Source organism: uncultured Methanobrevibacter sp., assembly GCF_902784195.1.
Classification (GTDB): Archaea; Methanobacteriota; Methanobacteria; order Methanobacteriales; family Methanobacteriaceae; genus Methanobrevibacter.
Genome location: NZ_CACZTX010000007.1, coordinates 33,169 through 56,565, shown reverse-complemented (window position 1 = coordinate 56,565; position 23,397 = coordinate 33,169). Strand labels below are relative to the sequence as shown.

Below are 23,397 nucleotides of genomic sequence, written 5' to 3'. Positions count from 1 at the left end.
GAGAATCAGAACATTTGGAAAATATCATTTTTAAAATTTGCTAAAATAAGAATCAGAATATTTAGAAAATATCATTTTTAAAATTTGCTAAAATAAGAATCAGAATAGTAAATATGAATAAAAAAAGAAAATAACTAGTCTGCAAATTCAATCAATTCAATATCTACTATATCAACTTCAATATCCTTATCGTAAATATGGAATTTTCCATCCTTGAATTCAAAGCTGTTTTCTTTTGTAATGGTATAGGACCTTCCATCAGCCAGATAGACATAGACATAAGCAAAGTTTTCAACCAGCTCTTCCACTGACTTTTGATTATGTTCCTCAATCATTCTCAAATCATCTTCTTCACTAATAGAAATCACCTAAACACATAATAAGAAATTGAAATCCTAAAATGAGACTCCAAATTAAGCTATCACCAATTCAGTTTCAGTAGGAATAAGATCAAAGTTATTTTCAATGAAATAATTCAATTCATATTCATCATCCTTATTTGGAACCATAAATCCAAATATTGCACACATTAGAATGGAATCTTTATCAACACAAACTTTCATCTTAAAGCAATGAATCTTTTCAAAGCTTTCTTTAGGAACCCTTAATTTTTCTGAAGCATTAAGCAGCTCCAATGCAGTTGGAACGTTATCGATATCAAAATCCAATAAAATGCCTTCATCCATTTCAATTGTTTCCATATACTGAAAATCTCTCTTGACTTTTATGCCTAAAGTATCTATAGATTCATTATAAAAATATTCAACTTCAAATATATTATCTTTTGACTTCACGTTCTCTTCTCCTTTTATCAAAACAATAAACAGTCACTACAGTTATTTTTTCATCATCATTTATTTCAATTACAATATAAAGATCTTGAAATTTAATCGTTTCATGAGGATAAATTAATAAAAAACGATTTTCAGAAGTTTTACTAATTGATAAGGGAATTTTTTCCAAGAGGCAGGAATGAACATAATTTAAAGAATAATCACGTTCAAAACAGTTTTCTAAGACATGGGGACTAAGATATATTTCATTAGGATTATGACATTTCAATATCTTAATTAAATCATTTATATTATAATCTCTCAAACTACCACGTATAAATTTATTTTTATTTAAAACTCTATTTAAAAATTGTTGTTTAGAAGTTTACAATGAAAAACATATGGTAAATCATTTAAACTCGCTAAAATTCAATTGATTTTATGTTTAAACTAATATATAAACTTTTTATTAAAAATAAAAGCAATATTGATGTTATATTAAAAAATTGATTCCATATCGTTAGAATTATACATAAATAGTTTAATATATTAAAAATATTGAAAAAATAATGAATTATTTAAATTTAAAAAATTAGAAAAAGTGATTAGAAATTATTAAAAAAAATTAAATTTAAAAAATTAAAATAACTGACTAAAAAAAAGAATAAACCATTAAAAAAAAATTAAATTTAAAAAATTAAAATAACTGATTAAAAAAAAAGAGTAAATTAATAAAAAAAAAATAAAAAAGAGAATAGTGAAATACTATTCTTTAATCATTTGAGCTACTTTTTTACCTAATTCGTAACATTCTTCAAGTTGCTCTTCAGTTGGCTTGAAGTCAAGTTCCATCTGTTCTACGACTTCAAATCCTGCTCCTTCAAGGTTTGCAGCCAAGATTCTTGCAGAACCTCCTGCCCAACCTTTGGAACCGAAGACAACTGCCTTTTTGGTTTCAATGTTTCCAAAACTGAGACAGTTCAAGTAGTACATTACATCCCCAATACCTGGGAAAGGATTGTTCATCATGGTAGGAGCTCCTACAAAGATTGCCTTTGAATCAAGTACGTCAGTCACAGCATCAGATTTGTCATCATCATGCATGAAGTACATCTTGACTTCAACCCCTTCACTCATTACACCTTCAGCCATAGCATGAGCCATTCTTTGGGTTGAATGGTGCATAGTGTCGTAAATGAAGGTAATCTTATTTCCTTCATAAGTACCTGTAGACCATTTTGTGTATAGGTCAATGATGAAGTTAGGGTCGGTGAAGATTTGACCGTGACATGGAGCAATCATCTTTAGAATGTCCACTAATCCTAATTTTGCAAGCTCTTCAATTTTTCTTCCAACCATTGGAGATGAAAGGGTAATCAAGTTAGCGTAATATTTTCTTGCAGCTTCAGTTAAGATAACTGGGTCTACATCCTTATCCAATCTTTCAGACAAGCAGATGTGCTGACCGAATGCATCGTTGGAGAACAATATTCCATCTTCCATCAACATTGTAAACATGCTGTCAGGCCAGTGAAGCATAGGTGCATTTACGAATTGGAAAGTTTTTCCACCAATATCCAATGAGTCACCGGTTTTTACTGTATTGAATTCAAAGTCTGCAAGTTCAGGCAAATGGTTCTTAAGTCCTGGTTCAGCTTTTTTGGAACAGTATACTTCAACATCAGGGAATTTTGCAACAACTTCACCTAAGGAACCGCTGTGGTCATTTTCAATGTGGTTTTGGATAACGACATCGATTTTGAATTCCCTTCCTTCCTTCTCAAATGCATCTTTGATTCTTCCCCAGAACTGTTCAGATTTTCCAGGATAAACATTATCGATTAAAGCTACCTTATCTTCCCCAAATACTAAATAACAGTTGTAGGTAGTTCCATTTAAGGTATAACCATGGTAGTCACGGATATCCCAGTCTAAAACACCTACCCAGTAAACATTATCTACGATTTTGTATGCATCAGCCTTCATTCTATCACTAATCCTTTTTTAGATTAAAAAATTATAATAAGAATTAATATAATATATAATCATTAACATTAATAAATATATATGTTTTGTTCGATATTAGGACAACTAATTAAATAAGTTAATATTAAGATAAGATTAAAATTTATAATTTAACTAATTAAATAATAACTAATTAAATAAGTTAATATTAAGATAAGATTAAAATTTATAATTTAACTAATTAAATAAGTTAATATTAAGATAAGATTAAAATTTATAATTTAAAGATTAAAATTTAACTAAATGATAAAATGACTTTAAGATATTACAATAATTTGGCATATTATGAGATTGGAGAGGAAAACAGTGAAACAATACTGTTTTTGCATGCTAAATTATTAGATAAATGGATTTGGAAAAAGCAAAAGGAAGACTATGATAAATACTTCAAAGGATTCCACTGCATATTCCTTGATCTTCCAAATCATGGTGACAGCAAATCCGAACAAGAATTCAGCATAGAAAAATCCTCTATTGAAATATCTGAATTCATAGCTCATATTCTTAACCATAAAGATATCAAAAAGATAAATATTGTAGCTTTAGGAATTGGGGGATCAATAGCTATTGAAATCCTAAATGAAAATCCAAAAATAATAGACAATCTCATATTATCTGGGCTTGAAATAGCAGATTATAAAGAAAGCGAATTAGATAGCGTTGCAAATGGACTTGCAAAGGCACAATCAGAATACCTAAATGAAAAATCAGACATTTTCATTACAAAGGCCTATTTAAGATATTTTGGAATCAGCAAGGAACACTACAACGATGTTGAAAGGATTTTAGACATTAGCATTAGCGACGAAAGGAAAATAGCTTTTGAATCATTGAATTACACAATCCCTGAAAGCTTAAAGAACAATGAAAATACCATTGAAAAGGACAATGTTCTCATAATCTATGGAAGCAAAGAAGACTTGAACTGTACAAAATCTGCAATAGATTTGAAAAACATATTCACTAATGCAAAATTAGTTGAAATCATAAAAGGCAACCACCTCTGGAATATAATCGATTATGAATTGTTCAACACCACCATATCTGATTTCATTAAATCTGGAAACATTGGAGAAAATCCAAAAATAAGGATTTTAGAATAACTCCTAAGACCAATTAAAAACCATCCCATCAAATTGAAACCTAAAAACCACTTGATATATTCTAAATTATATTTAACTAAATTAAAGTTTAATAACTCTAAAATAAAGTTGAATAAATGCTTTAAATCCAAAAATAAAACTATAAAGTTTATTAATAAGTTAAATAATAAATTATATTAGTTATAAATAATTTTTAAATTATTTTATAACGATATAGTTTTAATAAATTTTTTTAATTAAGATTTGACTTTTCTTAAAATCCATAATATGCATAATTTCGGACCAAAGAAATTCATTATCATAATTAAAAAAACACATAGTGAAAGGGAAACTATGAAAATAGGAGTTATCGGATACGGAAATATGGGATCAATGATAGTAAATAACATACTAAAACTTAATTTACTATTAGATGACGAAGAATTAATTGTTTCAAATAGACACCTTAATAAATTTGAAAGTTTAATTGAAGAATATCCAGAAGAAAATCTAAACATTACTTCAGATAACAAAGAAGTCGCAACACAATGTGAAAAGATCCTTATTTCCGTCGAAACTCCTCAATTTAAGGAAATCATTGAAGAAATCAAACCTTTCATCAATGAGAAAACACACATCATATACACCTGTGCAGGACTTAACTTTAACCATATCAAACCATTATTCGATGGAAAATTAAGTTTAGTAATTCCTACTTTAGCTTCAACTGTCACTTCAAATAACTCAATAAGTTCACTGGCAAGAAGAAAAGGAGTTACCCTTGTAAAACACAATTCTAAAGTTGAATTGCAAGAAAGACTCTTCGTTGAAGACCTATTCAATGAATTCAGTTATGTCAGAAAAATTGACAATCCAATATACTTCAAGGAAGAAGAGGATAATCTCCATCCTGCAGATAATGAATTGGAAATGAGTACAATCATCAGCAGTTGCGGACCTGCATTCATTGCCATGATGATCGATACATTCGCTCAAACTTGCAGTGACTCCTCAAACATGCCTAAAGATGAAATAGAGGATATGATCCTAAAGACAATTATTGGTACTGCAATGCTAAAGGATGATCAAGGATTATCCAATAATGACATTATCAATAAGGTAGCCACTAAAAAAGGAATCACCCAAGAGGGAGTCGATTTATTGGATAAGAAATTCCATAAAATAAGCAAATCATTAATCAGAACACTATTAAACAGATACGATGAAGTTTATAAGGATATGGATAAAACATATCTTAAAAAATAGTAAATTGTGTTCTTTTAAACTCTTTTTAAAAAATAAAAAATAGAAAAAATAGATAAAAAAAACTCTTTTTAAAAAAAATAAAAATGACTTGTTTTAAAACAAATCAGTTTCATTTAATTTTTCTTCAAACCAATGTGCTCTTTTATCTGCAAACATTTTAATCACTAATGCTAAAACCAAGGTTATAACACCCATAGCTATCAATATCAGGAATGATGGAATGTAATTAGACCAAACCAATCCTAATGCGGTTTCCCTTAGCAAAGTGATTCCATGGGTCATTGGCATATATGGGCTGACTGCTTGAAGGAATTGTCCCATCAATTGAATAGGATAAATACCCCCAGTACCTGAAATTTGGAATACAAGCCAAATTACAGCTAATCCTTTTCCTATATGACCTAATGCAGAAATCAAGGAATAGCAAATCAGCATGAATATCAAGGCAATGAAATAAGCCGAAAGCACAAAGAGCAACGGATTGGCCATCTTAATTCCCAATATAAATGCACCGATAAGAGTCACAGTAGTTTCTAAAATTGCCATTACCAAGAATATCAATAGCTTTCCAAAGTACATTTCAGATGGAGTGTATTTGGTTCCTGTTGACTGGCCAGTTCTAAGCATCACACAAGTGATAATTGCCCCCACCCACATGGATAAAACCAAATAGAACGGAGCGACTTCAGAACCATAATCTGGAACAGCATATAATTCATTTTCCTTTAAGACAACTGGAGAATAAATATACTCTCCAACTTCACTTTCATTCACACCAGTTATGCTGGAAAGGGAATCTGCAGCACCTGAAAGACCGCTTGAAGCTGAAAACAATGCGGAAGAAGCGCCATTTGCAAGCAATGCAGAACCTGCAGCTAAACTTACAGAACCTTCAGCCAATTGAGATCCACCATTTGCCAATTGTGAAGCGCCATCAGCAACACCTGATGCCCCATCAGCTACACCTGAAGCTCCATTAGCCAAATCTACAGAGCTATTGGCTAATTTTGATGAACCTTGAGCAAGACTGCTTGAAGCCCCTGCCAAATCAGAGCTTGCATTAGCTAATTCCTTTGAGCCATGTACAACCGGCTTTAATTGATCAGGCAATGATCCTTCATCAACTGAACTATCCAATTGCTTTGCAGATTCCTGCACTTGAGAAGCGCCTGCTGAAATCTGATCAGCAGATGATGAAACTTGGGATGAACCGGATTTCACTTGAGAAGCGCCAGCAGAAACTTGGCTTGCACCGGATTTCACTTGAGAAGCGCCAGCAGAAACTTGGCTTGCACCGGATTTCACTTGAGAAGCACCTGATGAAAGGTCACTTGCTCCTTTTTCCAAATCATTTGCACCGGATTTCACTTGAGAAGCACCGGAGGAAACTTGGCTTGCACCAGCACTTAATTGATCAGCACCAGAAGACATTTGGCTTGCACCTGATGCAAGAGCAGACTGCAATTCTCCCAATTTTCCGTATGCCGCTACATTAATGAACTGGACAATTTTTGCATTGATCTTATTGTAAACTGCTCTTGCTGCAGAGTCACTTAATTTTGAAGCCATTGGATTGGATTTCCTATTGACAACATATTCCAATTCTGCAGAGTGAGGGTCGTCAGATGTAATGGATTTGATTGAACTGCTGAAATTCTTTGGAATGACTATTCCAGCATAATACGTTCCATTGTTAACCCCCTCCCGCAGGTCTTCTTCACTTACAAATGTCCAATAAAAATCATCATTTCTTTTCAATTCATCTTCCAATTGGTCCCCTACATTAAGGTCTTCACCCTCAAATGTTGCGCCTTTATCCAAATTGGCAACTGCAAATTCAAGATTTCCAGTATTGTCGTAAGGGTCCCAACAAGCTTGAATGTTTATAAGAGCATATAAAGAAGGTAAAATTATAATTGCCAGCAATGTCAAGACAACAATTGGATTTTTAGTGAATACATCCTTAAAATCCTTTTTAAGAACTTCCATTACATTACGTGGATTTATCCTTCTTACTATTCTAAATTCGGTCATGTTTAACCTCAAAAAATTTAATTTATCACAATCTTATGAATAAATTCTGTAAAATCTTAAAATGAAAAAATAATAAAAATCTGCAATATGTATTAAATTTGTATACTTTAAGTATATGTAAGTTATTATTAATAAAGTTAATATTTAAAAAGAACTGAAAAGATTATAAAAAGATCATATCCAAACATGATAAATAAAGTTAATATTAAAAAGAGCTTAAATGATATGAAAAGATTAAAAAATAAAAAAAGAAAAGATTGAAATAATAAAGCTATCCATTTAATTTCAAAATAGCTTCTGCCAAGTCTCCACCGGTTTCTCTTAATGCCTCTTCAGCATCTGCGGCACTTACTCCAGCGGTATTGGCAACCATTTCAATGTCTTCTTGTGGAATTTCAATTTCCTTTTCAACTTCAACTGCAGTTCCAGTGACTTGATATGTTTCTTGACCCATAACAGTCATTAAGCTTACATCTGCAGGTGAAATGATTAAATCCTTATCATCACAACGAATAATAACTTCTTGGACACCTTCAATTTCCTTCATGTCCATACCCATTTTCTTCATTTGTCTTTGCATATTCTTCATTTGTTTTGGGCTCATGCCAGGTATCATAATATTACCTCTGAAATTTTATTAAAATAATAATTGTTCTTATGAATTTTTATTTAATTATATTCTATTAATTAGAATATATAATAATTTTTATTTTTTAAATCCTTTTCTTGTTTTAATAGCTTGACCAGTTTTAAAGTCTAGCATCTCTTTGTGATTTAAAAGTGCTTTACCAAATGCTAAAAGTTCACCTTCTTCATTCACTATCAACACTTCATCATTGGATCTGATGTTCTCATCACAATCCTTAATGAACTTTGCAAAAACGCTTTTTCCATCACGGGCAAATGATTCAACACTGTTATCAATCATGACCTTGTTTCTCATTCCTTCAAGAGTTGCAAGTCTTTTTGCACCTAATTTGGATAGAATCAGGAAACTGTCAGAAGCTCTCATGTTTACAATATTTTGATTCTTATCAAATACATGCCTTATTTTGCCTGTTTTCTTACTCTTTTCTATTTTAATCTTTCCAGTGAATAAGGCATCTCCAGCACCATGGCCAAATTGATAATCAGCAATTGCCTTTAATTTTTTGATGTCATCCTTTTCAAACTTGATTTCTTCAGGATGTGCGTATTCTTCAATGAAATCAAGTTCAAGCTCATCCAAAACCTTAGGATGAATCAATACATTATCATAATTTTCTGCAAAATCAACTAGGAAGTCTCTTACAAACTCAACGGCAATCTTATCATGAATCTTAGGGGCATCACTTTGGCTTAATGGATAAACCTCATCCAATTCAAGTGGAATCAAGCAGAATGGAATATCCAAAACAGCAAAATCGGTTTCCTTATTATCAATTAGGCAAGGTTCATCTTCACCTTTGGATTCATCCTTTGCATAAACAAGGAATTCCTTAAAAGTATTTGATAAATACTTGCTGTAAGGTTTTCTATAAGCTGGAAGAACAACAAGATTTTTCTTCTTGTCCATGTTTTCCAATTGTTTGAGATGTCTTGTAACTTCTGCTCTTTTCAAAGATTCAGGGCCAGTGTAGAAAAATGCAGACTTTTTGCTTCTAGGGTCATACTTTTCCAAGTCTTCACTGTACTCACCTAAATGCCTTAATGCATCAAGAAGCATAGGGTGAGCTCTGCAACGTTCCTCTACAAGTTCCATCAAGCTTCCTTCAGCAATGGCTTGTCTGATAAGTCTAAGTTCTGCAAAGCTTACATGAAGGTTATGCTGAGCTATAAGTTTAACTCTCTCTTCCTTATCCATTGCCCTTAAGTCATCTGGAGTGTATTTGCAGCAGACTTCACAGGAACAAGGCATTTCTGTCATGTTCTCTAGCTTAATTGTACCTCTTGTAGTGAGGAATCTGTCACCTTCAGCATATAATATATAAGCTGCAGAATCGAATAAATCGCACCCCATAGCTACACAAAGTGCAAAGATCATAGGATGTCCTGCACCCATCAAATGACGTGCCTTAGAGTCCGGCAAGCATTTGACTGAATGCATTACTGCATCAACAAGGTCTCTGTAGTGATACATTTCCATTAGCGGAACAACTGCACCAATCGGATACAAGTCTGCATCAAGCTTGGTAAGCTCAGTTGCACAGTATTCACGTAAATCAGGATATGTGGATCCTTGAACCACAGAGTTAATTTTCATTTCATAATCATTATCCTTAACAAAACTGATAGCCTCTTTAGCACGTTCAATGGTGATTTCAAGGTCTTCTTCAGCTTTCTCCCTATCTACATAAGGGCCAGTTGGAATATCAAGGGAAGTTCCTATATCAGTTCCAATAGCTTCCTGAAACTCAATGACCTCCTTGTTTGTAATGTCCACATCACCATAAACGGATAATTGGAATGAACCGGAATCAGTCATGATTGGACCATCAAAGTTGATTAGTTCATGCAATCCAACATCCAATGCCTTCTTGCTTAAGTCCTCATCCTTATAAATCAAATAAGCATTTGTGATTACTATGTCTGCACCATAATCCTTAACGTTTATGGTTTGCTTTCTTGGATGGATTACAGGCATCAAGTTAGGGGTCTTGACATCTCCATGCTTTGTCTTTAAGACTCCCACTCTTCCTCTCATATCTTTTGCTTTAATTTCAAACATGATTTTCTCATCCTTGCTAAATAATAAAAAGTAAATTTAATAAATCTTTAAAATTGGTAAATATGCTAAAATCTTTTAAAAATATAAAAAAATAGATTTATATATCTTATATTAACTTATTAGTTTAAAAAGTTTTTTAATGAAATAGATTATTGAATTTCATCGATTATTGGATTCAAAGCATCAAAATATCCTATTGAATTTCATCGATTATTGGATTCAAAGTATCAAAATCAATATAACTGACATTCTTTCCATATGTTTCAATTACTGCATTTATCTCTGCGGTCCTTTCCTCTTCCTTCATCCCTTTTACTTTCCTATGGATAAATGCCATCATTGTTTTGTGCTTTAGATTAAGATTGGAATAATCTATTGCACCTCTCAAGAAATATACTCTTGCCTTATTATAAATGCATCCATGAACCTGCTGCTTTATTCCATTCATGATCTCTTCCCTATTCTTTTTATCATTAGGGTCTGCCAATCCAACGGTTCCAACGATAAGTTTCTTATCTTGAACATCCCTGATTTTATTTAGGGTCTTTTTTAGACCCATGACGCTTCCAGCGTATAAAGGTCCAAGATAAACTATTGTATCATACTGATTTATGTCTGTAATCTCAGTGTATTCCACTGTTTCAATACCTGTTCTTTTAGACAACTCATCAGCATACTGCTTTGTTGAACCGTATTGAGACGCATAAATTATTATTTTCATGGTATTCATTCCCCATTTTCCTTAAGAGAGAGTTTACTGTTATTTTTAATCTCATCCAAACGTTTCATCATTTCCAAAACACGTGTTCTGGTATTGTTATCCTCAAGATATTCCTCTTTATAGTCATTTTCAGGCCCTACAATATATAATGCCTCTTCAGATAAAACTCCAGGAATGTTCATTTTAGCTAAATTCCTTTCTACTCTTCTTTTGAGTGGCTCGTCATCCATCTCTTGGCCTAAAAATATTGGAGTCTTGACTGCAGATGATATTTTAGTGTTATGACGTGCAATATGTCTTTCTTCAGTTCTATTATCAAGTATCTCTTGTGATGAAAGATTGAGATTTGGATCTCTAAATGGAATTCCAACGTCAGACAATGCCATCTTTATCTCATCATTCTTTGGAAGTGATTTAGTGAGATTCTTAGGATTTGGTGAAGCCAATGTTCCACCTTGAAAACGTCCGAAGATTGGACCTAAGGATACATAAAAATCCGCTTCAATAAATGCCATTCTTACCGGAGAAGATGAAGTATATGTACAGACTATTCCATTATCTTTAATGACTCTTCTAAATTGTTTAAAAAATTCTAATGAGACCAGCTCAGGAGACATATTTTGACTGAAAGGATCCAAAAATATTGCATCATAAGTCTTGTCAGGGAGTTTCTGTATGACTTGCCTTGCATCATCAATATGAATCTTCAAGTCAATGTTTGATGGAATTTCAGTGCTTTCAAGTTCCAATGATGCATATCCACAATCGATTAATGATTGCTCTATTGCCTTTTTGGTAATGTCATGAGCTTCTATTGGAGAAGGAACCATCAATCCAGCTGCAAGGGTTGGCTTGGATATTTCAAGCATGTCAATGTGAAGATTCCTATCACTGTTTTTCATGAAGTCATCAATAGCTGCAGATGAATTGTATCCAAGTCCTGCACAGATGTCTAGAATAGCTATGTCTTCACCATAATCAAGCTTTAATGGCTTTATGAACTTTTCAAATGATTCACTGATTGCACCTGTTGATGTATGCAGGGTTTCGACTTTATGATTTATTTCCTTTGACTTGATGCTGTATGATCCATCATCTGTTTTCACAAAATAGTCATTATATTTAGAGAATATGGAATTTCTATACTTGGCATCCTTGTATTCTCTCTCATTGTCAAATGCTTCATTTATTAAATCATAAATGGTTTCATCAATTACAGTAGACTCTTCAACATAGCTCATTTAATCACTTGAATTGTTATAATTATAAAAAGTAAAAATTAATCATTATTTAATCTAAAAAAATTTCTAAAATCTATTTGCCTTCATTCTTTAATGCCCTATTGATTAATAAGATCTGATGTCCTTTAGGCAAATCATTAAAGTAAGTGCTGAATCCGCAAAATTTCACAATTAAATTTGGATGGGTTTCCGGCTCTTCCTTTGCTTCAATTAAAGTTTTGCTGCTAACCAAATTAAATTGCATTTGGAAAAATCCTAATTGAATGCTTGAAATGACAAAATCGGTTAGCACATCAAAATGATTTTTGATGAAATTAGGTGCAAACATCAGATCAATCACATTTCCATTGAATTTGCATCCGTCCAAATCAATTTTTGATGCAAAGCGCAATACTTCAGTGAAATCCTTTTCAGTATCTAAAGAAATGTAAGGATTGAATGGCTCCACAACTTTTCTTCCATCGAATGAAGCAGATATTTCATCATCTGAAAAAATGTAAGAAGAATTGGTAAGGCCAAACTTGATTTTTCCACCAAACTCATTAGTGTAGTCTTTTAGACAGTCCTCTAATAATTGAATGACATCATTTGTAATATTGATTATTTCTCTATCATCCATACCAAAGCAAGGCTTCATATTCCTTAAAATCTTATAAACATCCTGATACTTGTCTTTTTTAAAGTTATTCTTTCTCATTTTGTTTAAGTCAGTCAATGTGTATTTCTTATCATCAAAGACAAGCTTTTTAATGTTATACAAGCTGTTTACAGTATTTTCGAGTGCAACTGTTGTGATTCCATAATGATTGTACTTAGCTCCACCCTTGGATATATCCAATTGATTGTCATTGCAATCATCAATGAATAATGAAAGCAAAGGATCTTCATTCCATACAACATCATCCAATGTTTCAATTACAGATTCAACCTCTTTCTTGAGATAATACTTATATGAATTAAATAGCTCTCCATAATTGTCAAGCATGTCCAATACTTGAGGAGTTTCATTATCAAAAAACTCATTTAGAGGTTTTAAAAATGAAATGCAAGCCATATTATTCTGTTCCAATCCTTTTCCCACAGTTGCAGGACCATAATATTTGGAAACTGAATAATTTGTAGCATCTGCCTTTTCATAGCCAAACTCCACCATCTTATCTATCACTATCTCATCATTTGAGAACATTATATTGGAAATTCCATTGCTGATGGTTTCCAAAGCCAATTCTATTAAATCACGTGGAGTTTCATTGCTTATCCTAAGCACGATTTTAGGTTCATATAATTTCAATTCCCCGATGGCACGAATGAACATGTAAGTCAAGTCATTGTAGAAGTAATATTCACCATATTCATCCTCATATTTACCTCCAAGAACAATTACCTGACCAGTATCTCCTATAAATGCATCGCTTTTATACCATTGGTAAGAATGTAAAGTCTTTAAGAATGATTTTATAATTTCATACACTTCTTCCTGAGTGACAAATCCGCTGTTAAGATCATCGAAATAAAAGTCTTCAAGGATTTTATCCAATCTGCCTAAACCAATTGCAGAATGGCCAGTTTGCCATAAGATTTGATTATAGAAAAGAATTCTCTGCAATGCCTCTTCAAAGTGTTCTGCAGGAGCATCAATCATATTTTCAAAGTAACGGGCAAATTTAGCCCTATCCTTATGATTGGAATTTCTTAATTTCTTCACTATGCTGTAAATGAATAATTCAATTCCATCCAATGCATCCAATTGGTTTTTAATGAAATCAGAACTTAAATCACGTGCAAAACCGCGACCTGATTTGGGATGGAAATAGAATTCATTATATGTATAAACGGAACTGTGAAGGAACTTTGAATAATCCGGTGAAATGCCGTTTATGACTTTTCCATCAAAATTTAGATTTTTCAATTCATCTAAAAAGTATATGAAACCTTCTTTAGGAATATCAATCTCCACTTTTCTAAAAAGATTCTTTATTTGAATCCCTTTATCAAATTTGGATGAGGAAATGTAAAAATTGTGCATATTGGAAGCCAAATAAGAAGTTGCCTTTTCCCTATTTCCAAATCTTCTGTTTAGTTTATTGAAAGTGGATGAATAAATGATAGGCCTACTATTGACTGAACCTTCCTTTGATTTACGTCCAGTAATGCTTTTAATATTATCAAATAGACCCATGATTTAACTCCTAAAGTATTATTAAAAATGAAAAAAATTAGATAAATTTATTACTATAATATTATTTATAATTCTTTTATAAAATAGTTATAGTTTTTAATAGAAAATTACCTATTTAGTAACTCTTTGATTATGTATTTATCAGTATCATCAATAGAATGAGTGATAAATAAAGCAAATACATATACCACAAGACCGATTGGGATTGCTAACCATAATGAAACATTAATGTAATATAAAACAATAGCAAGAATTAATCCACTAATGACTAATTTTATAACTGTTTTTAATAAGGAAACATCTGGCTTATAGTCAGTTTTAGATATTGCATGCAACATTAATCCTAAAATTAATATTTCACTTAACACAGTAGCTACTGATGCACCGATATAAGTATATTTCGGAATTAATAAATAATTTAAAGCAACATTAAATATGGCAGCTATGATATAAATCTTTGTTACACTGAATTCTTTTCCTATAGAATTTAGCAAGGATGTTGCTACACCATTAATAAATAAAAATATGACTGCCCAAATAAGTATTTGCATAGCCAGAGAAGCTAAAGCATACTGATTAGTATAAATTAAATCAATTAGATATGGGGAATAGAAATACATTCCAATAATTATCGGCAATAAAATCAATAATGAATATTTAATAGATTGATTAAAACTTAATTTTAAAAGATTTGGATCTTTAGAATATAATTTACTCATTAATGGATAAATTACATATTGATAAACTAAATAAAATGCTGAAAATACAGAAATAATTTTATATACTGCATTATATAATCCAGTTGCATAATCATTTGCCAACCAAGAAATCATAACAACATCAATAGAGAAATAAATACCATAAAAAAACATAGTTAAACCGAAGGGTAATGATTTTAGAATAGCTTTTCTCCAAAAATCAAAATCAAAATCAAATTTTGGAAATTCGAAAACATCCCAAATATTTTTAAATAAATAGGCAAAGAAACATAAATTCGCTAATACATAAGAAATAGCTATACAAACAACCCCTAAATCGAATATCACCACTATAACAGTTGAAGTAAGCAATACTGAACTACATATTATTGATCCAATAGAACTTGGCTTTAAGTTTTCATGCGCTTGAAAAACTCCTGATAAAAAATTAGCATTAGTTAAGAATATTGTTTCAAAGAATATAATGAACGTTAATTCAAGAGTTAATAAATCATAACCTAACAGATGTAATGAAACTATTGTTAATACTAGTAAAATTAAAGATAAGATTAATTTTATTGGCAAAATATTATTTATAAATTTTTGAGTGAGTGACCTATTACGTGCTAATTCTCGAGTGGTGTATGTTGTAATACCTATGTCTTCACCAATTCCAATAATCATTACTAAAGATAGCACAAATGAAAGAATCCCATATTGTGTTACTCCCAAATATCTTGCAATGAGGATTGTCCAAAAAAATGCAAAAACATTTGTAACTATTTGAGATAAAGTGACCCAACTAACATTTTTAAATATAGTTTTTATCTGATTCATATTTTCACATGCAGAATTAATTTAGAAATTTATAAACTTAAAGTTATTATAAAATAATGAATTGTTTTGTTCATCAAATTTTTATCATTTAATAAGATACCTATCGGGATTTTCTTTGAAAAACTTTTCCATTTCTTGATTCTGTGGACCAAATGATAAATGACCGACAGCAGTATTTTCTGAAATAATCATTCCTTTAGAATGGGTTATGCAAAATGAACATAACTGAACTTCATCTACACCTAAACCCTTAGTGATATCCACTCTAAAATAGGGCAATTTTTCCCATAAATCTCGATGATAAAAAATAGCCCCAATACTAAATCTTACAGTAGATGCAGAATAGTTAAAAGGCATATCATGCAACATTTTATCCAAATCATCAATATGTGGAACTAAACCATTTTCACCCCACATAAATTTTGCCACATCCACATTTGTTTCTATGCATCTATCAGGACCAGCAGCAAATTTGATTTTCTCAAAATGTTTTTCATAATAATCTACCAAATCTAATTTTTTTAGTAATTTCACATGAGCATAACCATTAACCGGAATGATTGGAGCTACAAATCCCACATTATATTCGCCTTTCTCCTGAACATTATCATAAGTTTCCCTAACTGTTTTAAAAAAGTTTTCTGTCACAAAAATGTCTTCATCTAACTTATAAATATACTTTGCATTGGGAAAAAGTTTTAATGCCATATTTTGAATTAAAGGAATGGAATTTCTTTTAGTTGAAATATATGACCAATCATTCTCTTGTGCAATTTTACTTAATCTTTCAGAATACAAACCTGAAGAAACTATGCAAATATCCATATTTTCATCTGAAAATTCTTTTATTCTTTTGAAAACAATATCCCATGTAAACTCTTTATAACCCGCTAAAATCATACATAAAGTATCTGAATTATTAGATCTGTCCTCAAACTGATATCTTCTTGTAAAAGAAGTCAATTTTATAAATTTAAAAAATGATTTTTTTAAAATATCTTTTAAAAGTTCCTTCAGAAAATCCATTTCCATCATTACATCCAACCCTGAAAAAATAATTAATAAATTAAAAAAGTTCTCTGCATAATGATAAATTACTTAATTAACAAATTTTCTGCAGATATTCCAACAATAATATTAGTTAATTTTTTCTAAATAATCCCTTATAAGTTTAACTATAAGCACTGAAATTTATCTTTTTTAAAATAAAAATCCCTATTAAACCATTTTTAAAGAATTTTAAAAATTATAGCAAAAACATTATTATATGAAGACAAGGACACCTTTTCATTAAATAATCTGTAAAAAATATTAAATTGAAGAAAAAAAACTAACGCCTCATAGCTTTATGAAACAAACCAGCATAAATATGCACATAAACCCATCTGACAATAGGTATTTTCACAAACCACATATAAACAATTAACCTTAAACCTTTCAATTTAAGATCAGATTCCTTAACTTTAAGGTTCTGTTTATCCATCCAAACATCAAAAAGCCTTTCTGTTAAAAATCCGTAAATTCTTTTTTGATAATCATCATATCCAGTCATATCAACTCTTTTTTCAACTTCAGCAAGTATTGGGAAAACCCACTCACAATAAGGACCAATGACTTCTTTTTTAGCTATAAACATATTGTAGTAATAAAGTTCCTTACCATTCACGACCTTTTTATAACTTTCAAGATATTCAGGACACTGTTCAGCGATTACCTCTTCACATAAATCAAGGTCTTTTGCATAATTCCAATGATCATAATCTTCATAAACTGAACCTAAAAGGGCAGTTGTCTTTTTAGGAAGAATAATGTCATATTCCTCAAAAATCTTTTCCAAATCCTTTCTTTCAAGACGTTTTCCTAATCTCCAATTAGCAAAATAACGCCTATAATGAACCAAACCAATAATATCTGCATCACTATTTTTCCACATCCAGTATAAACCGGTCAGTTCACAATAGGAAGAGTTTTTGTTTGAAATATTGTCTCCAGTATCATCACTGACAAAACCAAGGTTGTCCTTTCCATCCCTTCCTACAAAAAGAGGTACATAAACATCATTTGCATCGATATCTCTAATATCTTCTTCACTATGTGATACTACATAAACTTGAATCTTCATATTTTCTTCCTAATTAAAATATATTTTTCATTATTATAAACTATTTGCTAATTTTAAAGCCTCTTCGATGACTTTCCACATATCAAAGTATTGATACATTCCAAGTCTTCCACCAAAGATAACCTTATCCTCTTTATCTGCCAATTCTCTATATTTAGCAAAGAGTTCACTATTCCTTTCATCATTCATAGGATAATATGCTTCTTCTCCTTTTTTCCATGCTTTAGGATACTCTCTTGTAATAACAGTCTTGTCAGAAATAGCATTCTCAAAGTGCTTATGTTCAATTATTCTTGTAAAAGGAGTTTCCCTATCAGTATAATTGATAACAGCATTTCCCTGATAGTTTTCCATATCAAGAGTTTCAAACTCAAAGTCAAGCCCTCTGTATTCAAGCTCTCCAAAGCAATAGTCATAATACTGATCAATCATTCCTGTAAAGAGAACCTTATCAGCCATTGATAAAAACTCTTCCTTATTATCAAAGAAATCAGTGTTCAATCTTACTTCAACACCTTCAAGCATCTTTTCAATTATTTTGGTGTATCCTCCAATTGGAATTCCTTGATATAAATCATTGAAGTAATTATTGTCAAAAGTAAACCTTACAGGTAATCTTTTAATGATGAAAGCAGGCAAATCTGTACAGTCTCTTCCCCACTGCTTTTCTGTGTATCCTTTTACAAGCTTTTCATAGATGTCTTGTCCGACAAGGGAAATAGCTTGCTCTTCAAGGTTCTTCGGTTTACTGATATTGGCTTCACTTTTTTGCTCTTCAATCTTTGCTTTAGCTTCCTCAGGAGTCTTCACTCCCCACATCTGATAAAATGTGTTCATATTGAAAGGAAGGTTGTATAATTCGCCTTTGTAGTTAGCCACAGGGGAATTTGTGTAACGGTTAAAGTCAGCAAATTGATTGATGTAATTCCAAATCTCTTTATTGTCTGTGTGGAATATATGAGCTCCATACTTATGAACATTTATTCCATATTCTTCTTCAGTATAAACATTTCCTCCAATATGGTCTCTCTTTTCAATGACTAAACATTTCTTGCCTCTTTTAGTCATTTCATATGCAAATACAGAGCCGAATAAACCTGATCCTACAATTAAATAATCATATTTCATGAATACACCAATAATAAAAATCAATTTTTAATTATTATTTATATTTGTCATTATATTATAAATAACTTAATAAAAATCAAAGGAATACTTGAAAATATTAAATATCTTTATTAATACGAACAAAAATATATAATCTTAGTGATAAAAAATGAGCATTAGTCCCAAGCGTATACTGTATCTAGATGAAGTTCGTTCATTGGCAATCATGCTGGTTGTAATCGGACACGTATCCAGATTGTTTTCATATGATTTCTATAGCTGGCTATTCTGTAGTGGCGTGTTCTCACTTACACGTATTGGCGTTCCACTCTTCTTTACAGTTAGTGGATCTCTTCTTTTGACAAGAAAATATGAAGTAAAGAAATTTCTTGAAAAGCGTTTCAAGCGTGTATTCCTGCCATTTTTATTTTGGATTATAGTGTACATTATTGCGGGAATTCTCATATGGCATTACCAGCCAACAATAACTTATTTTATTGATACTGCATTTGGTGTACAGGACTATTCAAGACCATTCTGGTTTATCTGGTCCTTGATTGGAGTTTATCTTCTCATTCCAGTTATAGGCAGTTTCATCCGTGAAGAAGGAATGAAAGGAGCAGAATACTTGATACTGATTACATTCATTCTCTCCATATTGTACACTGTTGGATTCTTTGACTATCCTCAAATGAAATACAATTTCAGGGTAATCTTCAACTTCTTCCCTGTTCTAGGATACTTCATTATGGGATCATATATCCACAACAAGCAGTTCAAGTACTCTGACAAGAAGATGTTTGCTATAGGATGCATAGTGTTCCTTATTGGTATAGCTGGCCACTTTACAAAGATATACCTAAAGGGACTTGGAGGATATGGTCTTGCCCCAATAGACTTCTTTGACATCTTTGTAATTATGGAAACCATTGGACTCTTCATAGCATTCAAGTATGCAAGTGTGAAATGGATTAAAAAAGATGCAAAAATGATTAGGGAAAGAAAGATAGGTGAAGTAATTCTTTTATTCTCATCATGCAGTTTTGGAATATACTTCTCACACTATATCTTATTGCAATACTTGACAACCAGAAGCTTTTTAGCTCCAATAGTAAAAACCAACGCTTACCTTTGGTTACCTGTCAGTTCAGTAATCATTATTGGATTAAGCTGGTTACTCATATTTACAATGAGCAAAATTCCAATTCTTGAAATAGGAAGCGGAAGAAAATAAGCTCATTTTTTCTTTTTTTATAATTTTTTAGGATTAAATAGATAAATAATTCTTTTTTTAAAAATAGTTAAAAATAGTTAAAAATAGAAAAAATAGTTTAAAAACAGATAAATTAAATTAAAAATATAAAATAAAAAAAGGAGTTAAAAGATTCACTCCCCAACTATAGAAAAGAATTTTGGTCCAGGTTTTACGAGCCATAGGCGAGTAAAAGCTGGGGGGACTATTCTACAGTCACACACTTAGCCAAATTCTTAGGCTTATCAGGATCCAATTTTCTAATTACAGACACATGATAACTTAATAATTGAAGTGGAACTATATAAACAAGCGGAGCTAAGATATCATCTACTTCCGGATTAATTAAGAATACATTATCAGATTCAGACACTAAATCCTCATCTCCTATGGCACCAATACCTAATATATCAGCACCTCTTGCCTTAACCTCTTGCAAATTGCTCATGATCTTTTTATAATCTTCTCCTGGAGGTGCAACTACAACTACAGGAATATGCTCATCAATCAAAGCGATTGGACCATGCTTAAGTTCACCTGCAGCATAACCTTCAGCATGAATATAGGAAATTTCCTTTAATTTTAAAGCTCCTTCTAAAGCGATAGGGTAAGAGAAACCTCTTCCAATGAAGAATGCATCCTTATCCCTTTTGTATAAATGAGAAATTTCACGAATGATTCCTTGCTTCTTAAGAACCTCATCAATGTAATCAGGAACCTTTTCCAATCTTTTAAGCAATTCCTCATCATCTGCAAGGAGTGCAGAGAATAAGTAAATAGCTATTAATTGGCTTACATAGGTTTTTGTAGCTGCTACACCGATTTCAGGACCTGCTTGGGTTTGAATAACATAATCCGCTCTTCTTGTAGCGGAACTTCCCCTTACATTTACAATTGCTAAAGTTTTGGACACTTCATTAGCAGCATCCAATGCCTTCAAAGTGTCTGCAGTTTCACCTGACTGTGAAATGAATATTACAAGGGTTTTGTCATTCAATGCCTTAGCTGAATACTTGAACTCAGAAGCAAGCAAGACCTCAGTCGGTATGCCTACCAAAGACTCGATAAGATATTTTCCAGTCAATGAAGCATGGTAAGATGTTCCGCATGCAACAAAAACAACCCTGTTGATTGTTCCTTTAACTTCATCGACAATAGCCTTAACCTTATCTTTTTCAGCTAAAGTATTTTTGATTGCAACATCCTGCTCATTGATTTCCTTAATCATAAAGTGGTCATAGCCTTCTTTTTCAGCCATTTCAGGAGACCAATCAAGAACATCAATTTCCTTTTTGATCACCTTATCATTTTCATCCTTGAAGGTAACGCCATCTTCAGTAAGTATAACTATATCCCCCTTATCAAGGTATGCTATATTGTTGGTATATTTCAAAATAGCTGGAGAGTCAGATGCAACGAAGTATTCATCCTCACCAATTCCTACAATTAAAGGACTGTCCTTACGGGTAGCTACAACTTTATTCGGCTCATCTGTACAAATAGCTGCAAGAGCATAAGCCCCTTCAATAATGCCTATAACCTTACGAACAGCTTTTTCTAAATCCAATCCCTCTTTCATGAATTTATCAAGCAAGTGTGGAATTACTTCTGTATCAGTGTCTGACTTAAATTCATATCCTTCAGAGATTAGTTCTTCCTTGATTGCCAAATAGTTCTCAATGATACCATTGTGAACTACAGCGATAGTTCCTGCGGAATTCAAATGCGGGTGTGAATTTTCCTTGCTTGGATCTCCATGAGTTGCCCATCTTACATGGGCAATTCCATAGCTGCCTGGCATTTCTTCAAAGTTTAATTTAGCATTAACTTCATCTATTTTACCGGCATCCTTTTTAAGATTAATCTTACCATCACAAGCAGTAGCTAAACCAATGGAGTCATATCCCCTATATTCCAATTTGGATATGGAATCCAAAAGAATGGGTGCCACATTTTCATTTTTCAATACACATCCAACAATTCCACACATATTATCACCAAATAAAGTAATGAAATAATAATTAATAAATTTTACATTTTGAGTAAATTAATCTATGATAATTATAAATCTCTAATAATTATAAATCTTTATGATAATTATAAATCATTTATAGTTTATTTTATTTAAATCTTTTACTTAAAAATTAAATATTAATGTTATATATTTAAAATGAATTAATTAAATATTTCTAAAAATAATGAAAAAAAAGAAAAAATCATTTAACATGATTAACTAAATTAAGTAGTTGAAATTAAAAAAAATAAGTGCATACATTAAAAAAGAAGAGCAAATATTAAAAAGACTTAGTTTTTGTCTTGAAGTTTCTTAGAATTTTCCTCAACCAATCTTTTTGCTTCATCAGTCAATTCAATCCATTGCCATCCTCTAGCTAAAACCTTAGCCTTAAGAGTGCTGATATTTACTGAACTGACGAAATTTAGTTGATTGTTTTCTTTAAATGAATAAGCCCAAGTAAAACCTTGTTTGGTATTGGTTTTACGCTTTGTCACTCTGAAAAATCCTGTTTTGTTCTGTCTTTCCAATGAAGACTCATCATAGGTTTCCCTATATTTCAAGACCAAATCACTAGCCTCATCTGTAAATTCTATCCAATCCAATCCTTTATCCAAAACGATTACCTTTAATTTGTATAGATTTACAGAAACAATTCTTCTTAGCTTGCTGTTTTCATAATATTGGTATGACCAATAGTCATTTCCATTTCTCTTGTTCTCAACAAAGCTTACCCTATAAATTCCAGAGGTGCTCTTGTATTTTGAAAAATCAAACTTGTTTTGACCTCTTAATTTATTGTATTGGCGAACTTTAATCTCCTCATCATCATAAACTTGATGGATGATCTTGCTGACATATATTTTGCTTCTGCCAACATCCTTTGCAATGTCCAGCATGGTCTTGCCTGAATCATAAGCTGATAAGATATATTCAGATAATTCCTCTTTAGACATAGCTTTGCCATTAGCCTTATTGAGAGAATTATTTTCCATAAAAACAATCCTCAATATTTTTAAGTTACATATTATTTAAGAAAAATCCCCATTTTTCTTAATAATATTATTTTTTTAAGTATATATATTCTTTTCTTTTAATAATATTAATTAAAATAAAAATCAAAGAAAAATAAAAAATTTTTTAATTCTAATATCAAGTTAACATAAATATTATTAAATTGATATTGAGAAAGAGAAAGATAAAAAAAATTAAAAAATTGGTGAAATTTAAATTATATTTATTAATTATATTTATTAATGATAATAAATATAAAATTAAATATTATAAAATATAAATTTTTTAAAATAATTATTAAGTTCAATTAATGAATTATTTTCAA

At 31.3% G+C, this 23,397-nt stretch carries 19 protein-coding genes; 3 read left to right on the top strand and 16 right to left on the bottom strand.

The annotated features are described in order from the left end of the window. Window positions 1-134: 134 nt before the first annotated feature. From QZU90_RS06385 to QZU90_RS06370, 4 genes are all read right to left on the bottom strand, one after another. Complete coding sequence (locus QZU90_RS06385; protein WP_296856234.1) at window positions 135-368, bottom strand: hypothetical protein; 234 nt, start codon at window positions 366-368, stop codon at window positions 135-137. Window positions 369-413: 45 nt separating this feature from the next. After that, window positions 414-794 carry a DUF2283 domain-containing protein gene (locus QZU90_RS06380; protein ID WP_295606079.1) on the bottom strand — a complete coding sequence of 127 codons (381 nt, stop codon included), beginning with the start codon at window positions 792-794 and terminating at the stop codon, window positions 414-416. Then, complete coding sequence (locus QZU90_RS06375) at window positions 778-1,098, bottom strand: hypothetical protein (protein WP_295606077.1); 321 nt, start codon at window positions 1,096-1,098, stop codon at window positions 778-780. Before QZU90_RS06375 ends, QZU90_RS06380 begins: the two co-directional genes overlap by 17 nt. Window positions 1,099-1,538: 440 nt before the next feature. Next, entirely contained in the window at window positions 1,539-2,759 is a 1,221-nt protein-coding gene (locus QZU90_RS06370; protein ID WP_295606075.1) for an FprA family A-type flavoprotein, read from the bottom strand. A gap of 290 nt (window positions 2,760-3,049) precedes the next feature. On the opposite strand from QZU90_RS06370, the gene QZU90_RS06365 reads away from it, so the two are divergent. Continuing rightward, window positions 3,050-3,901: an alpha/beta fold hydrolase gene (locus QZU90_RS06365; protein ID WP_296856231.1), complete on the top strand. Its 852-nt coding sequence runs from the start codon at window positions 3,050-3,052 to the stop codon at window positions 3,899-3,901. Window positions 3,902-4,234: 333 nt separating this feature from the next. Then, window positions 4,235-5,146: a pyrroline-5-carboxylate reductase gene (locus tag QZU90_RS06360; protein ID WP_295606071.1), complete on the top strand. Its 912-nt coding sequence runs from the start codon at window positions 4,235-4,237 to the stop codon at window positions 5,144-5,146. A gap of 93 nt (window positions 5,147-5,239) precedes the next feature. Here QZU90_RS06360 and QZU90_RS06355 read toward each other — a convergent pair whose 3' ends face one another. The 10 genes from QZU90_RS06355 to glf form a co-directional block, all read right to left on the bottom strand. Then, window positions 5,240-7,180, bottom strand: coding sequence for a YhgE/Pip domain-containing protein (locus QZU90_RS06355; RefSeq protein ID WP_296856229.1), 1,941 nt, complete (start codon window positions 7,178-7,180; stop codon window positions 5,240-5,242). Window positions 7,181-7,451: 271 nt separating this feature from the next. Next, a complete protein-coding gene (locus tag QZU90_RS06350) occupies window positions 7,452-7,796 on the bottom strand; it encodes a nascent polypeptide-associated complex protein (protein ID WP_295606067.1) in 345 nt (114 codons plus the stop codon). A gap of 90 nt (window positions 7,797-7,886) precedes the next feature. After that, entirely contained in the window at window positions 7,887-9,887 is a 2,001-nt protein-coding gene (gene tgtA, locus QZU90_RS06345) for a tRNA guanosine(15) transglycosylase TgtA (RefSeq protein ID WP_296856227.1), read from the bottom strand. A gap of 193 nt (window positions 9,888-10,080) precedes the next feature. After that, window positions 10,081-10,608, bottom strand: coding sequence for a flavodoxin domain-containing protein (locus QZU90_RS06340; RefSeq protein WP_296856225.1), 528 nt, complete (start codon window positions 10,606-10,608; stop codon window positions 10,081-10,083). A gap of 5 nt (window positions 10,609-10,613) precedes the next feature. Further along, the gene (locus tag QZU90_RS06335) at window positions 10,614-11,849 is read right to left on the bottom strand and encodes an MnmC family methyltransferase (RefSeq protein ID WP_296856222.1); all 1,236 of its coding nucleotides are present in this window, start codon (window positions 11,847-11,849) and stop codon (window positions 10,614-10,616) included. 73 nt (window positions 11,850-11,922) lie between these two features. Next, window positions 11,923-14,028, bottom strand: a complete 2,106-nt coding sequence (locus QZU90_RS06330) for a pyruvate formate lyase family protein (protein WP_296856220.1) — start codon at window positions 14,026-14,028, stop codon at window positions 11,923-11,925. A gap of 107 nt (window positions 14,029-14,135) precedes the next feature. Then, window positions 14,136-15,563: a flippase gene (locus tag QZU90_RS06325; RefSeq protein ID WP_296856218.1), complete on the bottom strand. Its 1,428-nt coding sequence runs from the start codon at window positions 15,561-15,563 to the stop codon at window positions 14,136-14,138. An 84-nt stretch (window positions 15,564-15,647) separates the two neighbouring features. Beyond that, the gene (locus tag QZU90_RS06320; RefSeq protein WP_296856216.1) at window positions 15,648-16,598 is read right to left on the bottom strand and encodes a hypothetical protein; all 951 of its coding nucleotides are present in this window, start codon (window positions 16,596-16,598) and stop codon (window positions 15,648-15,650) included. A 295-nt stretch (window positions 16,599-16,893) separates the two neighbouring features. Continuing rightward, entirely contained in the window at window positions 16,894-17,685 is a 792-nt protein-coding gene (locus QZU90_RS06315) for a DUF4422 domain-containing protein (RefSeq protein WP_296856214.1), read from the bottom strand. A gap of 33 nt (window positions 17,686-17,718) precedes the next feature. Continuing rightward, entirely contained in the window at window positions 17,719-18,813 is a 1,095-nt protein-coding gene (gene glf / locus QZU90_RS06310) for a UDP-galactopyranose mutase (protein ID WP_296856212.1), read from the bottom strand. A gap of 148 nt (window positions 18,814-18,961) precedes the next feature. Between glf and QZU90_RS06305 the strand changes: the two genes are divergently transcribed. Further along, window positions 18,962-20,026: an acyltransferase gene (locus QZU90_RS06305; RefSeq protein WP_295605887.1), complete on the top strand. Its 1,065-nt coding sequence runs from the start codon at window positions 18,962-18,964 to the stop codon at window positions 20,024-20,026. A gap of 223 nt (window positions 20,027-20,249) precedes the next feature. On the opposite strand, the gene glmS is transcribed toward QZU90_RS06305, so the two are convergent. Continuing rightward, window positions 20,250-22,034 carry a glutamine--fructose-6-phosphate transaminase (isomerizing) gene (gene glmS / locus QZU90_RS06300; RefSeq protein ID WP_296856210.1) on the bottom strand — a complete coding sequence of 595 codons (1,785 nt, stop codon included), beginning with the start codon at window positions 22,032-22,034 and terminating at the stop codon, window positions 20,250-20,252. Between the two features lie 314 nt (window positions 22,035-22,348). Further along, window positions 22,349-23,053: a hypothetical protein gene (locus QZU90_RS06295; protein ID WP_295605889.1), complete on the bottom strand. Its 705-nt coding sequence runs from the start codon at window positions 23,051-23,053 to the stop codon at window positions 22,349-22,351. Window positions 23,054-23,397: the final 344 nt, after the last annotated feature.